Origin of the sequence: Halomonas sp. QHL1, from assembly GCF_001882345.1 — a bacterium.
Taxonomy (GTDB): domain Bacteria; phylum Pseudomonadota; class Gammaproteobacteria; order Pseudomonadales; family Halomonadaceae; genus Vreelandella.
The window spans coordinates 1,796,612-1,815,249 of the sequence record NZ_MINL01000001.1 but is presented as its reverse complement, the minus strand read 5'-3'; the positions used below and the strand labels follow the sequence as shown (position 1 = coordinate 1,815,249).

Sequence of the window (18,638 nt, the reverse complement as noted above, 5' to 3'; positions counted from 1 at the left end):
TTAATAAAACCTAGGATAAGATCGTTAGACCAATAGGTAATTAAATATCGGACATTAACCCACAAGCTTTAGCCAAGACCTATAAGTTTTATTAGCCAGCGTCGATAAGGTGGGTAAAGCAGGCGGCTAGTGGTTCGTTTGGCTTGATAAAAAACGCTGCGTAAGTGGCTAAAACGTTCAAAGCCGTGACGGCCATGGTAAGCACCCATGCCGCTCTCGCCAACGCCGCCAAAGGGCAGTGAAGGAACGGCGTGATGAAGCAGCGTGGCATTAAACACCAGCGCGCCAGAGCGTGTCGTTTGCAGCAACTGCTGCTGTAAGCCCTTATCATTTGTGAAGGCATACAGTGCTAACGGGTGAGGGCGGGCATTCACATAACGTATTGCCGCTGATATATCGCTTACGCCAATGACCGGTAGACAGCGGCCAAAAATCTCTTCGCGCATCATCTGCAGCCCCTGGTGAGGGTCGATAATCAGCGCAGGCGCATGAGGTCCGTGATCGACGACTCTGCAGCTATGGTCTTGGGCTTCTTGCAGCATGGCATCTAGCCGCTGCTGGTGGGCCGCGTTAATTGCATGGGTGGCAGCATGTTCATTGGGGCGCTGATGCTGAATAGCCTCGCTTAATGCTTTAACCAGTGCACTCATATGGCGGCTTTCTACCAGCACGTAGTCGGGGGCGATACAGGTTTGCCCGCCGTTCATGCCTTTACCAAAAATAATATCCGCTGCCGCGTTAGTAAAATCCGCATCCCCTGCCACGATAGCGGGCGACTTGCCACCTAGTTCGAGTGTCGTTGGGGTCAAGTTCGCCGCGGCTGCTTGGGCCACTTGCCGGCCTACCGCGCTGGAGCCGGTGAACACTAAGTGATCGAACGGCAAACCGCTAAAACGACGCGCCACGTCCACACCGCCTTCCACTACCTTGAACTCTTCGGGAGTGAAGTATTGCGGCACCAGTTGTTTCAGCAGAGCGCTGGTGGCAGGGGAGTGCTCGCTAGGCTTAAGCATCGCCACATTGCCCGCTGCAAACGCATCCACTATTGGCATTAGTGCCAAGCTCCAAGGGTAATTCCAAGGTGACATCACACCGATAACGCCCAGCGGCTGCGGCGCGATGCGTGCTCGGGCAGGCATTAATCGCCACGGCATGCTGACCGACCACGGGCGCATCCAGCGCCATAGATGCAGTCTGGCGTGGCGAATAGCGTGGAGCACCGCGCTGATTTCAGCTATGCGTATTTCCACGTCGCTGCGCTGACCAAAATCCGTTTGAATAGCGCGGATAATCTCAAGCTGGTGATGCTTGGTCATACGCGCTAGGCGGGCCAGCCGGTCGCGGCGCTCCGTTAGCGTCGGATAGGGCATTTGGTCGGCAGCCTGGCGCTGCGTTTGGAAGTCACCCGTCAGATCGCGCGTCATGGCCTCTCCTTATGTGCCGTTACCGGCATGGCATGGTGCAATGCAGTGCAAGTTAAACCTCGCATCTGCCTTCGTTGGCATAGCCAGTTGATGTAGCCAGTCGATAGTGACAATCGGTGTAGAAGGTTAGTGTAAACGGTTTATATAAACAGTTAGTGTAAAGTGGCCTTTTAGCCCCACACGTTCGGGAAGATGCTATGCCGTTACCCCCACTGTCGATCACTATTCTACCCACCATTGAGGCCGTTACGGCAAGCCAGTGGGATTCACTGGTCGATGATGATCAGCCCTTTTTACGTCATGGTTTTTTACACGCCCTGGAGGCCAGTGGCTCTGTGAGCGTCGCTACGGGCTGGGAGCCCTGCCACCTGAGTGTATGGCAAGGCGAGCAGCTGGTCGCGGCGCTGCCGATGTATCGCAAACATCACTCCTACGGCGAGTATGTGTTTGATTGGGGCTGGGCAGAAGCGCTAGAGCGCGCCGGTGGCCGCTACTACCCCAAAGCCCTCAGTGCGGTGCCGTTCACGCCGGTGCCTGGTGCGCGCACGCTAATCGCCAAGCATGCCGATGCCCGTGCCGTGCGAGCTCTGCTGGCCGAGGCATGGCGTGAACAGTGCGAAAACCTTGGGCTATCTAGCTGGCACTTGCTGTTCGCCGATGAATTGGATGTCACCGCCTGGCAGGCGCAGTGCCCAGAATTGATCACCCGTGAAGGGGTACAGTTTCAGTGGCGTGATCGTGGCTTCGGTGATTTTGATGGTTTTCTGGCCAGCCTGACCTCGAAGCGGCGCAAGATGATCAAACGCGAGCGACGCTTGGTCGCCGAGCAGGGCTTAGAGGTATCGCGTTTAGAGGGGGATGCGATTACATCAGCGGCTATGGCGCATTTCTATCGCTGCTATGCGATTACTTACCATGAGCGCGGCAGGCCACCTTATTTAAACCATGACTTTTTTGAGCGCCTGCGCCAAACCATGCCCGAAGCGCTGGTGCTGGTACAAGCCTACGTTGAAGAGCGCCCGGTGGCGGCAGCCCTCTATTTTCGTGGCACTAGCACGCTCTATGGGCGCTATTGGGGGAGCGAAGTCGTCGCCGATTGTCTGCATTTTGAGGCGTGTTACTACCAAGGCATTGAGTACTGCTTGCAGCGTGGCTTAACGCTGTTTGACCCGGGCACCCAGGGCGAGCACAAACTGGTGCGCGGGTTTGCACCCCAGCGGGTGCGCTCGCTGCACTATATTAGCCACCCAGGGCTTGCCGCCGGTGTTGCCCAGTTTTGTCATGAAGAGGGCGAACATGTCAGCGCCTACCGCGATGCGGCCCATCAGGCGCTGCCATTTAAGTAGTTATCTAAGCGGTCATTTAAGCTGTTATTTAAATGATGCGCGGCTCGCTGGTGATGCACCTTAATGGCATAATGCGCGCCAATCAGCGCGTCAATTGGCAACAACCGCTGTTTTAATACGTCATTTTTTATATTCAGCTTGGTCGATAGGCTGGAAAAGATAGGTTATCGGAGAGCAGTGATGCGCAAATGGTTAGTGATGACATTGCTCGCTGTCTTGGCGCTGCTCCAGTACGAGCTGTGGTTGGGCAACGGCGGCTGGCGCGATTTACAGCACGTGGAGCAGCGGGTCGCGGTGCAAGAGGCGGCCAATGTGCCCTTACGTGAGCGTAATGCGCGGCTGGCGGCCGAAGTGACGGATTTGAAAACCGGGTTAGACGCCATTGAGGAGCGTGCCCGCAGCGATATGGGTATGGTACGCACCGACGAACAGTTCTTCTGGGTGCCGGGGGTAGCGATCCAAAATGAGTTGATCGGCATCAATGCAGGGTTAGTCGCTCCCCAGGAGCCACCGCAGTGAGTCAAACCTGGTTAATTGTTCCCGCGGCGGGTCAGGGCCGTCGCATGGGCGCCGACAAACCCAAACAGTACTTGACCTTGGGCGACGAGCAGCCAGTGCTGGCGCATACTTTGGCGCGCCTTCATAGCGCCTTTCCTAGTGCTCGCTTGGTGCTCTGTTTAGATACCGACGACCGCTGGTTTTCACCACGCTGGGTGCCTTTCACTGATTGGCAGCGCGTGGCGGGCGGTAGCGAACGAATGGACAGCGTGTTAAATGCACTGCATGCCATGGCGGCCGACGATAATGACGTGGTAATGGTGCATGATGTGGCCCGCCCCTGCATTACCACGAGCGATCTCCAGGCGCTGTATCAGGCCGCCGCGACGCACCCTGCAGGCGCGCTCTTGGCGATGCCGGTAGCTGATACCATGAAACGTGCCGATGACCAGTGCCTGAGTACACAAACCGAACCCCGGGATGGCTTGTGGCACGCGCTAACGCCCCAAGGCTTTCGCTACGCGCTGCTACGGCGAGCACTGGAAACCGCCCGCCAGCAGCAAACGCTGGTGACCGATGAAGCTTCGGCGGTTGAAGCCTTGGGCGAGTGCCCACAGTTGGTAAGCGGGCGCCGCGACAACCTGAAAATTACCCACCCGGACGACTTAGCCCTGGCTGCCGCGATTATGGCGGCCCAAGCCGCTAGCACGCCCGGCGGGCTTTAATCATTAGGAGCTCATAATGCGGATCGGCCACGGATTCGATGTACACCGCTTCGGCCCCGGCGATCATTTAATGATCGGCGGCGTTAAGCTACCGTTTGAACACGGCTTTGTGGCTCACTCCGACGGCGATGTGCTGCTCCACGCTGTCAGTGATGCACTGTTGGGCGCCTGTGCGCTGGGCGATATTGGCCGCCATTTTCCCGATACTGATTCGGCGTGGGCAGGGGCCGACAGCCGCGAGCTGTTGCGTCATGTGGTCACGCTTATTCAAGGTCAGGGTTATGGGGTGGTCAATGTCGACGCCACGCTGATGGCCCAAGCGCCAAAAATGGCGCCGCATATCGAGGCAATGCGGGAAGTTATTGCCGCTGATCTTGGGGTCGCGCTTGGTCAGGTCAATGTTAAAGCCACCACCACCGAACGATTAGGTTTCACCGGGCGTGGTGAAGGCATCGCCGCGGAGGCAGTGGTGCTGCTTAACCGTGCCGAGGCGCTTAATGATTAATATGCCTGAATGGCAGCGCTGTTTAGATGCTCAATTTGGCTCTCCCAAGCCGGGCCAATACCGTGCCCAGCCGGAAGACTTCTGGGTCGATGAGCAGCTTGATTTTACCCCCGAGGCACACGGTGAGCATCTGTGGCTGCGAGTTGAAAAGCGCAATCAAACCACATTAGATGTCGTTAAAAACTTAAGTCGGCTTTGTAACGTAACGCCCCGCGATATTGGTTACTCTGGCATGAAAGACCGTGTTGCCGTCACGCGCCAGTGGCTGAGCGTGCATCTGCCCGGCCGCGACGCGCCCCCAGAGCTTGAGCAGTCCCTTCAAGCGCTGGGAATTACTGTCGTTGAACAGGCGCGGCATCCACGGAAGTTGAAGCGTGGCGTGCACCGCACTAACCGTTTTGTGTTGCGTCTGAGCGGTGAGGCCATTGAAAGCGAAGATTTTGTCGGCCGCTGGGAAGCCCTTTGTCAGCATGGTGTGCCTAACTATTTTGGCCCCCAGCGCTTTGGACCCGAAGGGCGTAATCTTCAGCGTGCCGAAGCATTACTTAACCGAGGTTGGCGCAAACGCGACGATCGCCAGGGTATGATGCTCTCTACGGCGCGCAGTTTTTTGTTTAACGAACTGCTCAGCGCGCGCATTGCGGATGGCACCTGGTCGCAGCCGCTGGCGGGAGATACGTTAATGCTGGACGGTACGCAAAGCGTATTTCGTGTCGACGTCACCGATGCGACGCTTCAGGCCCGCGCCGCTGAGCTGGATGTGCATCCCACTGGGGTGCTTTGGGGCGTTGGTGAAGCAGGACAGGGCGACGCCGCTGGCTATGAAGCTCGTTTGCTGGAGCATTACCCTGGGCTATGCAGTGGCTTAGAGCGCAGCGGGGTAAAGCAGGCGCGCCGCGCAGTGCGTATGCGGTTGCTGGAACCCCAGCTTACCTGGGAATCTGGTGCCGTCCGGCTTTCGTTTGCGCTGCCTCGGGGTAGTTTTGCCACCGCCGTGCTGGGTGAGCTGATGTTAGCGAACTGATAGCGGTAGGCTGATTCAGTCGTTAGTGCCTGCATAACTAATAAGGCCTATAGGTTAGTAAAAGTGATGGATATGAGCCGCCACGTTACGAGCTTATGATCAAGGAGACCCGCCATGCGGCGATTACTGCTTTCCAATGATGACGGTGTGCACGCGCCGGGACTGCGTGCGCTGCACGATGCGCTGTTGGCCCATGCCAATATTCGCGTAGTGGCTCCTGACCGAGACCGAAGCGGTGCCAGCAACTCGCTCACTCTGTCACGGCCACTCTCGTTGACGCCGCTGGATAACGGCTTTTATAGCGTCGATGGCACGCCCGCGGACTGTGTTTATTTGGGCGTTCATGGCGTATGGGACGAAAAACCCGATTTAGTCATCTCTGGCATCAATCATGGCAGTAACCTGGGTGACGATGTGCTCTATTCTGGCACTGTCGCGGCGGCGATGGAGGGGCGCAATTTAGGTATGACGGCGATTGCCATGTCGCTGTGTGGCGAGCGCCATTTCGCCACCGCTGCCAGGGTGGCTGCGACACTGATTGGTGCCGCTGATCAGCTCTCGCTACCGCCTCGGACGCTGCTAAATGTCAATGTGCCTGATGTGCCCTGGGAGGAGATTAAAGGCGTTAAAGTGACTCGTCTAGGCTATCGTGGGCCGGCAGAGAAGCCGTTAGCGGTACTGGACCCGCGTGGACGCACGCGCTACTGGATTGCGCCGGTAGCGGCCAATGCAGACGACGGTGACGATACCGATTTTGCTGCCGTTGAGGCGGGCTATGTGTCGATTTCACCGCTACAAACAGACCTGACGCGGCACCCCGCGCTTAACGATGTGCAGGATTGGTTGGATGTTTTTGCCTGATATCTCTCCAGGAGAGCTGCGCGGTCGCGGCATGACCTCCCAGCGCACCCGTGACCGTATGGTCAAGCGCCTTATGCGGCAGGGCATCAGCGATCCCCGTGTGCTGGAGGTAATGGCCAACGAGCCGCGTCATCTGTTTGTTGATGAAGCGCTGGCCCATCGCGCTTACGAAGATACCGCTTTACCGATTGGCTTTAGCCAAACGTTGTCGCAGCCGTTCATTGTGGCGCGGATGACGGAGCTCGTACTGCGAGCCGGGCCGCATCGGGTGTTGGAACTGGGCACAGGGTCTGGCTATCAAACGTTAATACTGTCGCGATTGGTTGAAGAGCTCTACTCCATTGAGCGCATCAGCGCGCTACATGAGCGTGCGGCAGAGCGTTTAAGGCGGCTAGCGGCCCCTGCCAGGCTGGCGGTAGCGGACGGTGGCTATGGTTGGCCTGGCGTCGCGCCGTTTGACGTTATTTTGTTAACCGCCTGTGCTCATACGCTGCCTACAGCGCTACTAGAGCAATTGAGCCACGACGGGGTGCTGATCGCTCCGTTGGAAGAGCCCGACGGCAGCCAGTGGCTTACGCAGGTAAAGCGCATTGGCAGTGCCTTTGAAAAACGTCGGCTTGAGCCCGTGCGTTTTGTACCCTTACTGCAAGGAGTAGTGGATTGAAGCGGCAACCCTTGGGAATATTTTTACGAGGCGCAGGGATGGGCGCCGCCGACGCGGTACCCGGCGTGTCGGGAGGAACGATTGCGTTTATTAGCGGTATTTATGAAGAGCTGATCAACACGATCAAGCAGTTTGGCCCCAGTGCTATTGGCACTTGGCGCCGCGGCGGCTGGCGAGCCCTGAGTAACCATCTGAATCTCGCCTTTCTGGTGCCGTTGCTGGCGGGGGTCGCGGTTAGTCTGTTTAGCGTAGCGCATTTAGCGCTCTGGTTGATGGAAGCGCACCCGCTGCTGCTGGATGGGTTCTTTTTCGGTTTGGTGGCAGCCTCTGCACTAGTGGTGGGGCAGGCGAGTAACGGTTGGAAAGTGTGGTATCTATTGCCGCTACTGGTGGGGCTAGTGCTCGCCCAAGCGTTGCCCGGCATGATGCCGCTGGTGTTATTAATCGGTAATGAAGCGCTGGTAGTGATGGTGGCAGGTTGTATCGCGATTAGTGCCATGCTGCTGCCGGGGGTGTCAGGCAGCTTTCTACTGCTGACCATGGGCCTCTACGGCACTATCATGGGTGCAATTCGCAGTCTGGATATGGGCATTATTGTGCTGTTTGGCATGGGTTGTATGGTGGGATTGGCGCTGTTTTCACGGCTCTTGTCCTGGCTGTTACGGCGCCACCACACCTCAACGATGCAACTGCTGCTGGGGTTTATTGTCGGTTCGCTACCGGTTCTCTGGCCATGGCGCGAGCTGTTACGCTACCAAATTGGGCCAGAAGGGCAAATGATTCCTCTGGAACACCGCTATTTATTGCCCGCCGACTATGCCGTATTGACCGGTGCTTCGGCACAAGTGGCCGGTGTTATCGCGCTAATGGCCGTGGGCGCCCTCATTGTCGTGTTACTCAACCGACATGCGGATCGTCGGCCAATCGATACCCAACTTGGCGCTGAAAAGGAGTAGGTTTGTATGCATAAAGGTTATCTACCTAAAGCACTAATGATATCGGCGCTGGCACTCGCCATTGCTGGCTGTGCCAGCCAGCAAGGCGGAAGCCCCCAAGTGCGGGATTTAAGCCACGCACGTCAGGCGGTGGAAAACTCGCCCCAATACACTGTCAAGGCAGGCGATACCCTGTATGGCATTGCGTGGCAGCACAATGTGGATTATCGCCAGCTCGCAGCAATGAATAATATTGCCCCGCCTTATCAAATTCGGCCGGGGCAAACGATCACCCTGCGCGAAGGTGGCTCATCAGGATCAATCGCCAGTAACCAGCCTGCTGATACCTCTCGGGGCGGTGGCGCTGTGGCGACCGGGTTGAACCCGCAGGCGGCGTCTGTGGCGAGTAATGATCAGGAGCTGGATTGGTTGCTGCCCGATGAGTCGGCCATTCAGCGTAATCAGCGCCTCACCGCTGAGCGAGATGCCGTCGATGCAGCCGAGCAAGTGGCTGAGTCGGCCAATAGCCCTTCGTCCACGCCTCAGCCTGAAGTGGTCGCGGCGGCTGATCCAGAGCCGGCCCAACAACCGGCTCCTCAGCCAGCATCAGAACCCGAACAAGCGCCTGAGCCGCAGCCAGTCTCTGAGCCAGAACCAGAACCACAGCCACAGCCCGAAGCTGCTCCAGACACACAAAGCGCTAGCGTGGATCGCTCTTCACGTACCTATACGCCTGCTGAAAACATCGCTTGGCAGTGGCCTGCTGATGGCAATGTCGTCGGGGCATTTGGGCAGGGAGATAGCATCACCGCCGGGATTGATATCGCTGGTGAAAAGGGGCAACCTGTTAAAGCAGCTGGCCCTGGCATCGTGGTTTATGCGGGCAGTGGCGTCAGGGGCTATGGCAACCTGATCCTTCTCAAGCACAACGATCAATTCCTTAGTGCGTATGCCCATAACGACAGCTTACGAGTCAGTGAAAACGACGTAGTAGAGGCTGGCGAAGTTATCGCCACGATGGGGGATAGCGATGCAGAAAACGTCAGATTACACTTTGAGGTTCGCCGTGATGGGCAGCCTCAAGATCCCATGGACTTTCTGCCTTCCCGTTAGTGCACTCACCGGTAGAGCGAGTAAACAGCGTTTAACTTGGACGTTGCCCGAATGGCTATATTCGAGCGTCATATAACAAATGTCACATAACAATATGGTGTGCGTCTTAGAGTGCACTCCTTTGGCTTTCTAAATGGCGGGTAGGCGACAATCGAGGGGTAAGGCCATGAGTATGTTGGAGAAAGATCTACAGGAGGTTGACCTGGATGCTGCTGAGGGGGCGCTTGATGATACTGATGATGAGGTCACGGTAGAAGAAGACGCTTTCGAAAAAGCACTAGGGCGCGAGGATCGTCAATCGACCCAAAGCTTGGATGCTACGCAAATCTACCTCAACGAAATCGGCTTTTCGCCACTGTTAACGCCAGAAGAGGAAGTTTACTATGGCCGCTTAGCGCGTAAGGGTGACCCAATGGGGCGCTCGCGGATGATTGAATCCAACCTGCGCCTGGTAGTGAAGATTGCCCGTCGCTACCTAAACCGCGGCTTAACGCTGCTGGATTTGATTGAAGAGGGCAATTTAGGCTTGATCCGTGCTGTGGAGAAGTTTGACCCTGAACGGGGCTTCCGTTTCTCGACCTATGCCACTTGGTGGATACGTCAGACCATCGAGCGGGCGCTGATGAACCAGACGCGTACGATCCGCTTGCCCATTCATGTGGTCAAAGAGCTGAATATTTACCTGCGTGCGGCGCGTGAACTGACCCAGAAGTTTGATCACGAAGCCACCGCCGAAGAGATCGCCGATCACCTCGATAAACCGGTCGATGTGGTGAAAAAGATGCTCGGCCTTAATGAGCGAGTGTCGTCGGTCGACTACCCCATGGGTGGCGAGAGCGATAAGCCGCTGATCGATACGTTGGCTGACGATGAGGTTCAAGGCCCAGAGGCACGCCTGGTGGATGGCGACGTCAAAGAGCATGTGGATCTTTGGTTGGATGAACTAAGTGAAAAGCAGCGCGAAGTGGTTGTCCGCCGCTTTGGCTTACGAGGTCACGAGTCTGCAACCCTGGAAGAAGTGGGTGCCGAAATCGGCTTAACCCGCGAACGGGTTCGCCAGATTCAAGTCGAAGCACTCAAGAAACTCCGCCGTTCGCTGGAAAAACAGGGGCTTTCTCTGGAAGCGCTGTTTGAAACCTAAGTGAAGCTTAGGTGAGCGTAAAGCGCAACACCCCTCTAAGCCGGGCGAGTGCCATTGAGCGCTTACTCGGTTTTTTATTGCCGAAATTGTTATTCATTAGCTTTATTGCTAAATCAGGTAAGTGAGAGAGTACATGCGCCCCCTTGTGGCTGACATTGATCTGGACGCGCTGCGTCACAACTATCAATTGGCGTGTCGCTGCGCGCCACAAAGTCGCTCAGTGGCCGTTATCAAAGCCGATGGGTATGGGCATGGCGCGCTGGCCTGCGCCCAGGCGCTGGAGCACCTAGCCCCTGCGTTTGCCGTCGCCTGTATCGAAGAAGCCCTAACCCTGCGCCAGGGCGGCATTACCCAACCCATTATCCTATTGGAAGGCATTTTCAGCGCCGATGAGCTGGCGCTGGTGGACACCCACGGCTTCTGGATTGCGGTACACAGTCAGTGGCAGGTCGATGTCTTGCTAGCCGCCTCACCGCAGGCACCTATTCCCGTTTGGTTAAAAGTCGACTCGGGCATGCACCGCTTGGGCTTTGCCATCGACGAAGCCGCCGCTATCTGGCGTCAGTTAGATGCCGCGCCAAGCGTGGCCTCACTGCATCTCATGAGCCACTTTGCCAGCGCTGATTCCCGCGATAACAGCTACTTCAACCAGCAAATGACCCGGCTGCAGGGGCTTGCCAGCGAGCTAGAAGCACCGCTGTGTTTGGCCAATTCACCGGCTACCCTGGCGTGGCCGGTGGCCCACGGCGACTGGAACCGGCCAGGGGTGATGCTTTACGGCAGCGACCCCTTGGAAGTCGCCAATGAAATCACCCGACAGCTGCAGCCAGTGATGACCCTTCGCTCGGAAATTATTGCTTTGCGGGAGTTAGAAGAGGGCGAACCTGTGGGCTATAGCGGGCGCTGGCGAGCGCCGCGGCGTTCACGCATTGCCGTGGTCGCCTGCGGCTACGGTGATGGCTACGACCGCCATGCCCGCGATGGCACGCCGGTACTGGTCAACGGCCAGCGCTGCGCGATTGCCGGTAAAGTCTCCATGGATATGCTGACCGTTGATGTGACGGACGTCCCCGATGCCGCGATTGGCAGCGACGTTGTATTGTGGGGCAGGGCCAGCAACGGCGAAGTGCTGTCGGTGGATGAAGTGGCCCGTTACTGCGATACCATTAGCTATACGCTACTCACAGGGGTATTGCCAAGGGCGCCGCGGCGTTATCATGGGCGGTCTGCTTAAACGGTTGTTTACATGTCGAAATCACGTTATCCACGCTCTTTCGCCCACCCGCGATACTGGCCCACATGGCTTGCTATTGGCGCAATGTATATCGCTGCTTGGCTACCTTGGCGTATAAAAATGGCCATTGGTAAAGGGCTAGGGCTGCTCGCATGGCGCTTTGCCAAACGTCGGCGGCGTATTACCGAAATCAACATAGCGCTCTGCTTCCCCGAAAAGAGCGCCGGGCAACAGCGCCAGCTTGTCAAAGATACCTTTATTGCCAATGGCATTGGTCTGATTGAAACCGCAACGGGCTGGTGTCGCGACGGCGAAAGCCTGCGCCACCGGGTCGCTTACATCGGCGAGGAGCATATGGCCCGCGCCGAGGCCCAGGGTAAAGGCGTGATCATTGTTGGCGTTCACTTCTCGTCGTTAGATTTAGGGGGGGCCATTCACGCGCTGTTTTTCTCTGCCGATGCGGTCTATCGCCCGCATAATAACCCGCTCTTTGAGCGCTTTATGACCCGTGCCAGAAAGCGTAACTTCGGCGTCGCGATTGACCGTTATGACCTGCGCGGGGCAGTGCGTCAGCTAAAAGCGGGCCGCATGGTGTGGTACTCACCGGATCAGGATTTTGGCCGCGATGTCAGCGTTTTCGCACCGCTATTTGGCCAACAGGCCGCGACTATTCGTTTAACGGCCAAGCTGGCGCGTATGACCGGTGCACCTGTGGTGCCGATGATGTTTCACCGCAACCCGGATAACGCTACTTACACCATTGAAAGTCTGCCCGCTTTGGAAGGGTTTCCCAGCGGCGATGAAGTGGCCGATGCAACGCGGATCAACCAGTTTATTGAGCTGGCGATTCGCAAGCACCCCGAGCAGTATCTATGGCTACACCGGCGCTTTAAGACTCGCCCCGAAGGCGAGCCTAGCGTTTATTAAACAGCGACAGCCCTTCATGTCATCGCGAGCGAAGCGCGGCGATCTGGGCTTGAGTGCCACCGCGGGTAGAGATTGCTTCGTCGCAGGCTCCTCGCAATGACATATAAGCCAGGCTCCTAATGCCCTTCCTGTCATCGCGAGCGAAGCGCGGCGATCTGGGCTTGAGTGCCACCGTAGGTAGAGATTGCTTCGTCGCAGGCTCCTCGCAATGACATATAAGCCAGTATATTTAGTTGATATGTAATAAAAAAAGCCAGCATGAGCTGGCTTTTGGGCGTTCCGGTGCTGCGTTGAGTGCAGATTGGGGCTTAATCCAAGTTGCGGGAGTAGAAAATTTCCAGCATCTCTTTACGCAGACGGCCCTCAATGTCACGGGCTTCTTCAAAGGTAATATCGCGGCGCGAAGTGCCGAACAGGTAATTATCCAGCTCAAAGTCTTTGAGCAGCATCTTGGTGTGGAACATGTTTTCCTGATACACGTTGACGTCCATCATCTGGTACGCATGCTTGGTATCTTCAGCAAGGTAGTCTTGAATGGAGGTAATGCCGTGATCGATAAACAATTTTTTACCATCCACATCGCGGGTAAAACCACGCACCCGGTAATCCATGGTGACAATGTCGGAGTCGAAACTGTGGATCAGGTAGTTCAGCGCTTTTAACGGGCTGATATGACCACAGGTGGAGACGTCGATATCCAGACGGAAGGTGCTGATACCGTTGTCAGGATGCGACTCGGGGTAGCTATGCACCGTAACGTGGCTTTTATCCAGGTGCCCAACCACCGTTTCCGGTAGTGGCCCGGGGCCTGGTTTAATTTGCTCAGGCGCCGCCTCGTCAAGCTCATGTTCGGCAATCAAAATCGTCACGCTAGCGCCGTGGGGCTCGTAGTCCTGACGGGCGATATTGAGCACATGAGCGCCGATGATATTGGTGACGTCTTTAAGAATCTGCGTTAAACGTTCGGCGTTGTAAAGCTCATCGATATAGTCGATGTAAGCCCCACGCTGCTCTTCTGTTTTGGCATAACAGATGTCGTAAATGTTGAAGCTCAGCGAGCTGGTCAGGTTGTTAAACCCGTGGAGTCGGAGATTGTCTGTCACGTCCGAGCCTCCTCCATAATCTCAAAGGAATGGGTGATCTTAACGCCGCCGTTAACGAGCATGATCGATGCACTGCAGTACTTTTCAGCGGAAAGTTCAACCGCGCGGGCAACCTGCTTCTCTTTCAGCGCGCGTCCAGTGACCACGAAATGGACGTGGATCTTGGTAAACACGGCGGGCACTTCATCGGCACGTTCGGCGTCTAGCTCAGCAACGCAGTCGGACACATCAGCACGCGCTTTATCAAGAATATTCAAGATATCAAAAGCGGTGCAGCTGCCCATGCCCATCAACAGCATTTCCATTGGGCGAGGCCCAGTATTGCGGCCGCCATGGTCGGGCGGACCGTCGATCACAACGCTGTGCCCGCTACCGGATTCCGCCACGAATTGACGGCCTTCTGTCCATTTTACCCGTGCTTTCACGCTGCTCTCCTCATCTAGGCGACGAAAGGTAAGTCGCGCAGCATAACATTTCTTGGCCTGCGCGCCTCTTCTCAGCGCCCTGGTTGAACATTGCGACTGTTCGGCATGCGCCAGCCGCCCTCATAGATGGCTGGTTTACCCACCACGCTTGGATTGTAAAGATACACCCAAGCGCGGCTAAAGCGGGTGGTTATCTGCTGACGGACATATTCGCCCTCGGTCGGTGCATCAATGCGGTAATCCTCTAAACGGTCTAGCTCGGCCAGGTGGTCAACGTTGATCCGATAGACTTCTATTGTGACCCCTTTTGACGGTTGCCATTTGGCGCCGGGGTAGGGGCCGATATCGTAGAGCGTGAGCGCTGGGGTAATGTCGCTCCCGAGCAGAGTGGCACCGCTTAGGCAGTGGGCATTGTTGAAACCTTGCTTGAGCGTGCCGTAGACCGCTACCCGTGGCGTGTCAGCGATGGCTTCACGTAAATAGCGAAGATGCATAGGTTACCCCCTTGTGCCCTGTAGCTGGCTTTCCAGCGCGGCCAGTCGTTCGGGGGTTCCTACATCGACCCAGGGCCCTGTGTAGCGTTCACCGCTTACCCGATGGTTATCAATGGCAGCTCGGAGCAGTGGCGCCAAGGCAAAGGCGCCCTGGGGTTGACCGGTTAACAGGGCAGGGTGAATCACGCCGATTCCCGCGTAGGTCAACCGCTCGGTGCTGGTTTGATTAACGCGCCCTTCCGCTAGTCCAAAATCCCCATTCGCGTGGTGTGGCGGGTTTTCCACCAGTACCAAGTGCGCCAAATCGTCGCCCTGGAGTGCATGTTGAGCGGGTAGTGTCGCGCACCAAACGTCACCGTTGACCAACAGAAACGGCGATTCGCCAAGTAGCGGCAACGCTTGCTGAATGCCGCCGCCGGTTTCCAGCGGCGCTGTTTCCCGGCTCCAGTGAATGCGCAGCCCATAGGCGTCACCGTCGCCGAGCGCGTCAATAATCTGCTCTGCACGGTAGCTGACGTTGATGACGACCTCATGAATACCCACCTCGCGAAGACGCTCCAGGTGGTGCACGATCAACGGCTTACCTGCGACGGGGAGTAGCGGCTTGGGGCAATGGTCAGTAAGGGGGCGCATCCGTTTGCCTAGGCCCGCGGCTAAAATCATCGCTTTCATGACGGCATTTCCGTTAGTCGTTTCATAATGGCAGGCCGTAAGGTGAGTTTGACCCACTCTGCGAACGCCACCTGCTCGGGCACATTGGAGAAGGTGAGCGCAGAGAGACTATCTTCCAGATGATCAAGAAAGTGCAGTAATCGTTCGAGATAGCCGCTTTTTTGATCACGCAGGGTTAAACGGCAGAAAATCCCCAGTACTTTTAGCGAGCGCTGGGCGGCCATGGCGTGGCATTGGGACAGAAAAGTGGCAAAATCGACGCTGCTAGGGAGTCGGCCGTCGCGGCGGGCCTGGTGATAAAATGCCTCGACAAAGTTGGCAAACTGTTCGCTGCTAAAGCGGCAGTAGCGCCCCCGCAGCAGCGAGATCACATCGTAGCTGAGCGGACCCGCCACTGCGTCTTGAAAGTCGATCATAAACAGACGCTGATCGTGCATCATCAGGTTCATGGCATCAAAATCACGGTGCACAGTGACCACCGGCTGCGCTAAGGCATGCTGAATAAGCTGCACGCGAATGGCGGGCCAGCTATCTGGAGGTGGCAGCGTTAACCAAGCGCTTAGACACCACTCGGGAAACAGATCGAGCTCGCGGCCCAGCAGCGCCGTATCATAAGCAGGCAGTGAGTCAGGGTTTGCGCGGTTTTGCAGCTCGGCGATCAGCGTAAGAGCCTGCGCATGGTAAGCCTGTGTGGTAGCGTCGTCGCTAAATAAACGCTGTAGCGGCGTATTGCCCAAGTCTTCTAGCAGAAGAAAACCCTCCGCTAGGTTGGTGGCGTGCACCTTGGGGACCGGCAGCCCGGCGCTACGCCAGCGCTTGGCGATCGCCACAAACGGCTGGGAGTCCTCTCGCTCTGGAGGGGCATCCATGACCACCTGTGTGGTGCCGTCGGGTAGCGTAAGGCGAAAATAGCGCCGAAAACTCGCGTCACCCACGGCGGATGAAAGCGAAATATCGGCCTTGATTAGGCCATTTTGTTGGGCAGCCCACGTGGTGAGGGCGTTAATCCGATATGAGGACATGCAAGCTCCTTGCTGGTCGGGCATCATGCGGGCTGTATAATACCGATTCTGGATGCCAAGGATAACGAACATGGGCAAGCGATTTTCGCGCACGTTGCCGGTTACGCATACGCTAATGGGCAGTTTGCTTGCTGGCGCCTCGTTTACGGCGGTGGCTCAAGGGGAAGCCTTATCAGCTGAAGCATTGGATTGGCAACCCTGGGGAAAAGAGGAAGCGGCTAATCAACTGTGCCGTGGGCGCTACGTCATGCCCAGCTACCGCTTACCTGCGGAAGAAAACCCGGAAACCCTCTCACTTGAGGCCAGCGACGTCGATTATGCTGCTAATGGCGAGGCGTTACTACGCGGTGATGTTGTGTTGCGCCGCGGCAATGAGGAAGTGGAAGCGGAGCGGGTCTTTTTACCCGCCGACCGTCAGCAGATCGATGCTGAAGGCAATATCGCCATACGCGACGGGCTGGCTTTGGTACGCGGCGAACAGGCGATGCTAAGGCTTAACGAAGATCGGGCCACCCTGGGCAATAGCCACTATGTGCTTTACGACCAGCATCTACGCGGCCAGGCCCGCCAGCTAGAGCAAACCGGGGAGAGCGAGTACCGCCTGCAAGACGCAAGCTTTACTACCTGTGACCCCGGCGCCAATAGTTGGCAATTGGTCAGCAGTGATATTCGCCTGAACCAAGCCGAAGGATTTGGCACTGCGCGTCATGCGCGTCTGCAAGTGAAAGATGTGCCGGTATTTTACTGGCCATGGTTACGCTTTCCCATCGACGATCGCCGACACACAGGTCTGTTGACGCCCTCCATTAGCTTTTCAGCCGATAGTTTGGACTTCACGCAACCGTTTTATTGGAATATCGCGCCCAATCGCGATGCGACTATCACGCCGCGCTGGATGAGCGATCACGGGTTGCTGATGAACGGTGAGTACCGCTACCTGTTTAAAGAGAGTGCGGGCATCGTTGAGGGCGGCTATTTAAGTAGCGATAACGGCGGCTCAGGCGGCGGTGATAATCGCTTCGAAGGCGAGGATCGTTGGTATGTGGATGCCCGCCATGCTGGTCGTGTTAACGAACGTAGTAATTATAGCTTGCGCTACGGTGCGGCCAGCGACGGTCGCTATTTCGATGATTTTGGTGGCGAGTTTGGCGACAATGATCGCGTCAGTATGGAGCGCTTGGCCCGGGTCGATTACCGTGGTGAACGCTGGCAGCTTGATGCTCGAGCTCAAGGGTTCCAGCGCTTGGACGACCCCCTCAACGAGCGCGATAAACCGTTCTATCGCCTGCCTAGCTTAAGCGCCAATGCCAGTTGGCAGTTGGGCAATGGCTTTTATAGCCAATGGCGCTCCAACGCGACCTATTTCTGGCGGGATGTGAATGAACAGCGGGTAATTGAGCGTGAGGCCGCCACGGGTAGTCGTGTGCACTTAACGCCAGCCCTGGGTTGGCGGTTTGAGCGCCCCTGGGGCTATCTGGAGCCACGAACAGAGCTGTGGCAGACCAACTATCAATTGGATTACGGCGAGCGCGACACGCAGCGTAGCGACTCGCCCAGTCGCAGTATTGCGATAACCTCGGTTGACAGCGGCTTGGCGTTTGACCGGGAACTCTCTCTGGGGGGGCGTGACTATCGCCAAACCTTAGAGCCGCGTTTGAACTACGCCTATGTACCGCGCACTGACCAGAGCGAGCTACCCGACTTCGATAGCCGCGAGCGCGCTTTCTCCTGGAATCAGCTTTGGTCGGCCCAACGCTTTTCCGGCGCTGACCGCGTGGGCGATCTCAACCGACTCTCTTTGGGCGTGGAATCGCGCTTGCTTGAAGACGCGTCCGGTCGTGACCGGCTCTCGTTCGGGGTAGGCCAGAGCGTTTACTTTGATGATCGCCGAATTGATATTGTGGGCGATGCTGATACGCTACCACCACGCACGGACGGTGTGGGTTATTACCAGGCCACGCGCGATAAATCGCCACTGGTTACACGCGTCGACTGGCAGATTAGTGACCGCTGGAGCACTGGCTACGAATGGCTCTACGACGATAACCTCGACCGCACCGAGCGCTCAAGCGTGGATGTACGCTATCGCCACCCTCAAGGCCACGTAGTGAACCTTGGCTACCGTTGGGAAATCCAAAACTTCGACCCTGGCGTAGAAGCCGATGATGACAGCTTTCGCAACTACGATCGTGAAGAATGGGATCTGTCATTTGCGTGGAAGGCAAGCCCGCAGATTGATCTGATCGGCCGTTACATTCACGATCAAACCAATGACCGCTCACTTGAGCAACTGGCAGGCGTACAGTGGAGCGACTGCTGCTATGGCTTGCAGTTAGTATGGCGGGAATGGGTCGATGATAATGACAACGCGCGTATCGATGATGACTTTAACGATCGCGGGCTATTTTTGCGCTTTGTATTCCGAGGTTTAGGCGGCGTTGGTCAGGAGGCGGATAGCTATTTTGAACAGAAAATCCCTGGCTATCGTCCGACTACCCTGTAAATGACTTCCATAGAATGGCTAA

19 protein-coding genes are annotated in these 18,638 nt (G+C 56.7%); 13 read left to right on the top strand and 6 right to left on the bottom strand.

Translation table 11 applies throughout. From position 1 onward, the window contains the following. Positions 1 to 68: 68 nt before the first annotated feature. Positions 69 to 1,424, bottom strand: coding sequence for an aldehyde dehydrogenase family protein (locus QHL1GM_RS08315; RefSeq protein WP_071694052.1), 1,356 nt, complete (start codon positions 1,422 to 1,424; stop codon positions 69 to 71). A 197-nt stretch (positions 1,425 to 1,621) separates the two neighbouring features. On the opposite strand from QHL1GM_RS08315, the gene QHL1GM_RS08310 reads away from it, so the two are divergent. The 12 genes from QHL1GM_RS08310 (at position 1,622) to lpxL (ending at position 12,397) form a co-directional block, all read left to right on the top strand. Then, the gene (locus tag QHL1GM_RS08310) at positions 1,622 to 2,770 is read left to right on the top strand and encodes a GNAT family N-acetyltransferase (protein WP_071694051.1); all 1,149 of its coding nucleotides are present in this window, start codon (positions 1,622 to 1,624) and stop codon (positions 2,768 to 2,770) included. Between the two features lie 180 nt (positions 2,771 to 2,950). Further along, positions 2,951 to 3,289 carry a cell division protein FtsB gene (gene ftsB, locus QHL1GM_RS08305; RefSeq protein ID WP_071694050.1) on the top strand — a complete coding sequence of 113 codons (339 nt, stop codon included), beginning with the start codon at positions 2,951 to 2,953 and terminating at the stop codon, positions 3,287 to 3,289. Then, positions 3,286 to 3,993 (top strand): 2-C-methyl-D-erythritol 4-phosphate cytidylyltransferase, encoded by a 708-nt coding sequence (gene ispD / locus QHL1GM_RS08300; protein ID WP_071694049.1) that lies wholly within the window; start codon positions 3,286 to 3,288, stop codon positions 3,991 to 3,993. The genes ftsB and ispD overlap by 4 nt, the downstream gene beginning before the upstream one ends. Positions 3,994 to 4,009: 16 nt before the next feature. Continuing rightward, positions 4,010 to 4,498, top strand: a complete 489-nt coding sequence (gene ispF / locus QHL1GM_RS08295; RefSeq protein WP_071694048.1) for a 2-C-methyl-D-erythritol 2,4-cyclodiphosphate synthase — start codon at positions 4,010 to 4,012, stop codon at positions 4,496 to 4,498. Next, positions 4,491 to 5,522: a tRNA pseudouridine(13) synthase TruD gene (gene truD / locus QHL1GM_RS08290; protein WP_071694047.1), complete on the top strand. Its 1,032-nt coding sequence runs from the start codon at positions 4,491 to 4,493 to the stop codon at positions 5,520 to 5,522. The genes ispF and truD overlap by 8 nt, the downstream gene beginning before the upstream one ends. A 114-nt stretch (positions 5,523 to 5,636) precedes the next feature. Further along, a complete protein-coding gene (gene surE / locus QHL1GM_RS08285) occupies positions 5,637 to 6,383 on the top strand; it encodes a 5'/3'-nucleotidase SurE (RefSeq protein ID WP_071694046.1) in 747 nt (248 codons plus the stop codon). Then, entirely contained in the window at positions 6,370 to 7,047 is a 678-nt protein-coding gene (locus tag QHL1GM_RS08280) for a protein-L-isoaspartate(D-aspartate) O-methyltransferase (protein ID WP_071694045.1), read from the top strand. Before surE ends, QHL1GM_RS08280 begins: the two co-directional genes overlap by 14 nt. Further along, positions 7,044 to 8,003, top strand: coding sequence for a DUF368 domain-containing protein (locus QHL1GM_RS08275; RefSeq protein ID WP_071694044.1), 960 nt, complete (start codon positions 7,044 to 7,046; stop codon positions 8,001 to 8,003). Before QHL1GM_RS08280 ends, QHL1GM_RS08275 begins: the two co-directional genes overlap by 4 nt. A gap of 6 nt (positions 8,004 to 8,009) precedes the next feature. Further along, complete coding sequence (locus QHL1GM_RS08270) at positions 8,010 to 9,095, top strand: peptidoglycan DD-metalloendopeptidase family protein (RefSeq protein WP_071694043.1); 1,086 nt, start codon at positions 8,010 to 8,012, stop codon at positions 9,093 to 9,095. 166 nt (positions 9,096 to 9,261) lie between these two features. Continuing rightward, positions 9,262 to 10,236 (top strand): RNA polymerase sigma factor RpoS, encoded by a 975-nt coding sequence (gene rpoS, locus QHL1GM_RS08265; RefSeq protein WP_071694042.1) that lies wholly within the window; start codon positions 9,262 to 9,264, stop codon positions 10,234 to 10,236. Between the two features lie 133 nt (positions 10,237 to 10,369). Then, positions 10,370 to 11,470 (top strand): alanine racemase, encoded by a 1,101-nt coding sequence (gene alr / locus QHL1GM_RS08260; protein ID WP_071694041.1) that lies wholly within the window; start codon positions 10,370 to 10,372, stop codon positions 11,468 to 11,470. Positions 11,471 to 11,482: 12 nt separating this feature from the next. Further along, positions 11,483 to 12,397, top strand: coding sequence for an LpxL/LpxP family Kdo(2)-lipid IV(A) lauroyl/palmitoleoyl acyltransferase (gene lpxL / locus QHL1GM_RS08255; RefSeq protein ID WP_071694040.1), 915 nt, complete (start codon positions 11,483 to 11,485; stop codon positions 12,395 to 12,397). 308 nt (positions 12,398 to 12,705) lie between these two features. On the opposite strand, the gene speD is transcribed toward lpxL, so the two are convergent. The 5 genes from speD to QHL1GM_RS08230 all read right to left on the bottom strand — a co-directional run bounded on the left by speD (position 12,706) and on the right by QHL1GM_RS08230 (position 16,113). Further along, complete coding sequence (gene speD, locus QHL1GM_RS08250) at positions 12,706 to 13,500, bottom strand: adenosylmethionine decarboxylase (RefSeq protein WP_071694039.1); 795 nt, start codon at positions 13,498 to 13,500, stop codon at positions 12,706 to 12,708. Next, positions 13,497 to 13,925: an OsmC family protein gene (locus tag QHL1GM_RS08245; RefSeq protein ID WP_071694038.1), complete on the bottom strand. Its 429-nt coding sequence runs from the start codon at positions 13,923 to 13,925 to the stop codon at positions 13,497 to 13,499. The genes speD and QHL1GM_RS08245 overlap by 4 nt, the downstream gene beginning before the upstream one ends. Positions 13,926 to 13,996: 71 nt before the next feature. Further along, complete coding sequence (locus QHL1GM_RS08240; protein WP_071694037.1) at positions 13,997 to 14,419, bottom strand: gamma-glutamylcyclotransferase; 423 nt, start codon at positions 14,417 to 14,419, stop codon at positions 13,997 to 13,999. A gap of 3 nt (positions 14,420 to 14,422) precedes the next feature. Then, complete coding sequence (murU, locus tag QHL1GM_RS08235; protein ID WP_071694036.1) at positions 14,423 to 15,091, bottom strand: N-acetylmuramate alpha-1-phosphate uridylyltransferase MurU; 669 nt, start codon at positions 15,089 to 15,091, stop codon at positions 14,423 to 14,425. After that, positions 15,088 to 16,113 (bottom strand): aminoglycoside phosphotransferase family protein, encoded by a 1,026-nt coding sequence (locus tag QHL1GM_RS08230; protein WP_071694035.1) that lies wholly within the window; start codon positions 16,111 to 16,113, stop codon positions 15,088 to 15,090. The genes murU and QHL1GM_RS08230 overlap by 4 nt, the downstream gene beginning before the upstream one ends. Positions 16,114 to 16,183: 70 nt before the next feature. Between QHL1GM_RS08230 and QHL1GM_RS08225 the strand changes: the two genes are divergently transcribed. Further along, a complete protein-coding gene (locus QHL1GM_RS08225) occupies positions 16,184 to 18,616 on the top strand; it encodes an LPS-assembly protein LptD (protein WP_071694034.1) in 2,433 nt (810 codons plus the stop codon). Positions 18,617 to 18,638 lie beyond the last annotated feature (22 nt).